We start from the raw sequence: 2,166 nt of genomic DNA, 5'->3' as shown, positions 1-2,166 counted from the left end.
AGCCAGGATCAAACTCTCAAATAAAAGTTTATCAGGCTCAGATACTATTGTTATCTAAATATCTGGCTTTATGGTTTGTTTCTTGTTTTATAAATTAACCTACTGTTTAATTTTCAAAGTTCTTTATTGATATAGTTAGATGGTAGCGGTAATAGGAGTCGAACCTATGACCTTTCGGGTATGAACCGAACGCTCTAGCCAACTAAGCTATACCGCCGTATTTCTGGTGCCCAGAGGCGGAATCGAACCACCGACACGGGGATTTTCAGTCCCCTGCTCTACCGACTGAGCTATCTGGGCAAATGGTGGGCCTAGCTGGACTCGAACCAGCGACCTCACGCTTATCAGGCGTGCGCTCTAACCACCTGAGCTATAGGCCCTTACTTGGTCGAGGTGAAGGGACTCGAACCCCCGGCCCCATGGTCCCAAACCATGTGCGCTACCAAACTGCGCTACACCTCGAAATATTATTTACTATCTTATATTACTCTAAAACTCATTTTTTTTCAAGTCCTTTTTATTTGGCAGGGGTGGAGGGACTCGAACCCCCGGCGCACGGTTTTGGAGACCGACGCTCTACCAACTGAGCTACACCCCTATGAAGAATAATGGACCTTCAGGGACTCGAACCCCAGACCTACCGGTTATGAGCCGGGCGCTCTAACCAACTGAGCTAAAGGTCCTGGTTGGTCGAGGTGAAGGGACTCGAACCCCCGGCCCCATGGTCCCAAACCATGTGCGCTACCAAACTGCGCTACACCTCGTTTTTTTAAATGGCGGAGAAGGAGGGATTCGAACCCTCGCACCGGTTACCCAGCCTAATCCCTTAGCAGGGGATCCTCTTGAGCCACTTGAGTACTTCTCCAAATTTAGTCCTATTATTTTAGTTTGGCGGAGAGGGTGGGATTCGAACCCACGGCCCCTTTCGAAGTCACTGGTTTTCAAGACCAGCTCCTTAAACCACTCGGACACCTCTCCATTGGTGATCTATCCGCGACTCGAACGCGGGACACCCTGATTAAAAGTCAGGTGCTCTACCGACTGAGCTAATAGACCATATTTTTATTTGGCTGGGGATGCAGGACTCGAACCTACGCATACATGAGTCAAAGTCATGTGCCTTACCGACTTGGCTAATCCCCAATATATATGTGGTGAGCGCACAGGGATTCGAACCCCGGACACACGCCTTAGAAGGGCGTTGCTCTATCCAGCTGAGCTATGCACCCACGCTTTTTGGAGCGGGTGAAGGGGATCGAACCCTCACAGCTGGCTTGGAAGGCCAGAACTCTACCATTGAGCTACACCCGCATATTTAATTTAATTGGTGGAGGATGGTGGATTCGAACCACCGAAGTCGATGACAACAGATTTACAGTCTGCCCCCTTTGGCCGCTCGGGAAATCCTCCGTATTAATTTTACATGGAGCTGGTGATAGGAATCGAACCTACAACCTGCTGATTACAAGTCAGCTGCTCTACCGTTGAGCCACACCAGCATTTTTTATATTTTATTTTGGCGACCTGGAAGGGGTTCGAACCCTCGACCTCCAGCGTGACAGGCTGGCATTCTAACCAACTGAACTACCAGGCCGCAAATGGTGGGACCAGCAGGGCTCGAACCTGCGACCCCCTGCTTGTAAGGCAGGTGCTCTCCCAGCTGAGCTATGATCCCACAAATGGTGACTCGTAGGGGAATTGAACCCCTGTTACCGCCGTGAAAGGGCGGTGTCTTAACCTCTTGACCAACGAGCCATTTATTGGCTCCAAGGGTGGGGCTCGAACCCACAGCCTACCGGTTAACAGCCGGTTGCTCCACCGTTGAGCTACCTTGGAACATCTAACGTGGCTATGTCCTACTCTCCCAGGCAGTTTCCCACCAAGTACCATCAGCGCTAGAGAACTTAACTTCTGTGTTCGGAATGGAAACAGGTGTATCTTCTCTGCTATTATAACCACATTTCTTTTTTGTTGCTAGGACAAGTATAATATTAACATTTTTTGTTATTTTTGTCAATACTTTTTTCATACTTTTTTTCAGAGTTAACACTCTAAAAACTACATATATATTTTAATTAATGAACATCAAATAAATATTGGTCAAGTCCTCGACCTATTAGTATCGATAAGCTAAATACATTGCTGCACTTACACCTTCGACCTATC

At 48.0% G+C, this 2,166-nt stretch carries 19 tRNA genes and 1 rRNA gene; all 20 read right to left on the bottom strand.

What is annotated here, in order from left to right:
- Positions 1-140 precede the first annotated feature (140 nt).
- Positions 141-217, bottom strand: a tRNA-Met gene (locus IC213_RS20370).
- Positions 218-224: 7 nt separating this feature from the next.
- A tRNA-Phe gene (locus tag IC213_RS20365) sits at positions 225-300 on the bottom strand.
- A gap of 3 nt (positions 301-303) precedes the next feature.
- Positions 304-380: transfer RNA gene (locus IC213_RS20360), tRNA-Ile, on the bottom strand.
- A 5-nt stretch (positions 381-385) separates the two neighbouring features.
- Positions 386-462, bottom strand: a tRNA-Pro gene (locus IC213_RS20355).
- 60 nt (positions 463-522) lie between these two features.
- A tRNA-Trp gene (locus IC213_RS20350) sits at positions 523-598 on the bottom strand.
- Between the two features lie 11 nt (positions 599-609).
- A tRNA-Ile gene (locus IC213_RS20345) sits at positions 610-683 on the bottom strand.
- A 4-nt stretch (positions 684-687) separates the two neighbouring features.
- Positions 688-764 (bottom strand) — tRNA-Pro (locus tag IC213_RS20340).
- Between the two features lie 10 nt (positions 765-774).
- Positions 775-865, bottom strand: a tRNA-Ser gene (locus IC213_RS20335).
- Positions 866-889: 24 nt separating this feature from the next.
- Positions 890-978: transfer RNA gene (locus tag IC213_RS20330), tRNA-Ser, on the bottom strand.
- A gap of 2 nt (positions 979-980) precedes the next feature.
- Positions 981-1,056, bottom strand: a tRNA-Lys gene (locus tag IC213_RS20325).
- 11 nt (positions 1,057-1,067) lie between these two features.
- Positions 1,068-1,143: transfer RNA gene (locus IC213_RS20320), tRNA-Gln, on the bottom strand.
- A gap of 9 nt (positions 1,144-1,152) precedes the next feature.
- A tRNA-Arg gene (locus tag IC213_RS20315) sits at positions 1,153-1,229 on the bottom strand.
- Between the two features lie 8 nt (positions 1,230-1,237).
- Positions 1,238-1,311 (bottom strand) — tRNA-Gly (locus tag IC213_RS20310).
- A 14-nt stretch (positions 1,312-1,325) separates the two neighbouring features.
- A tRNA-Tyr gene (locus IC213_RS20305) sits at positions 1,326-1,410 on the bottom strand.
- Positions 1,411-1,424: 14 nt separating this feature from the next.
- Positions 1,425-1,499, bottom strand: a tRNA-Thr gene (locus tag IC213_RS20300).
- An 18-nt stretch (positions 1,500-1,517) separates the two neighbouring features.
- Positions 1,518-1,594: transfer RNA gene (locus IC213_RS20295), tRNA-Asp, on the bottom strand.
- Positions 1,595-1,599: 5 nt separating this feature from the next.
- Positions 1,600-1,675, bottom strand: a tRNA-Val gene (locus IC213_RS20290).
- A 5-nt stretch (positions 1,676-1,680) separates the two neighbouring features.
- A tRNA-Glu gene (locus tag IC213_RS20285) sits at positions 1,681-1,755 on the bottom strand.
- 6 nt (positions 1,756-1,761) lie between these two features.
- Positions 1,762-1,836, bottom strand: a tRNA-Asn gene (locus IC213_RS20280).
- A 7-nt stretch (positions 1,837-1,843) separates the two neighbouring features.
- Positions 1,844-1,960 (bottom strand): 5S ribosomal RNA (gene rrf / locus IC213_RS20275).
- Positions 1,961-2,166: the final 206 nt, after the last annotated feature.

This window comes from Clostridioides sp. ES-S-0049-02, assembly GCF_020658465.1.
Lineage (GTDB): Bacteria > Bacillota > Clostridia > Peptostreptococcales > Peptostreptococcaceae > Clostridioides.
Note: the sequence above shows the minus strand (reverse complement) of the source record. Positions and strands in the feature narration are given on the sequence as shown.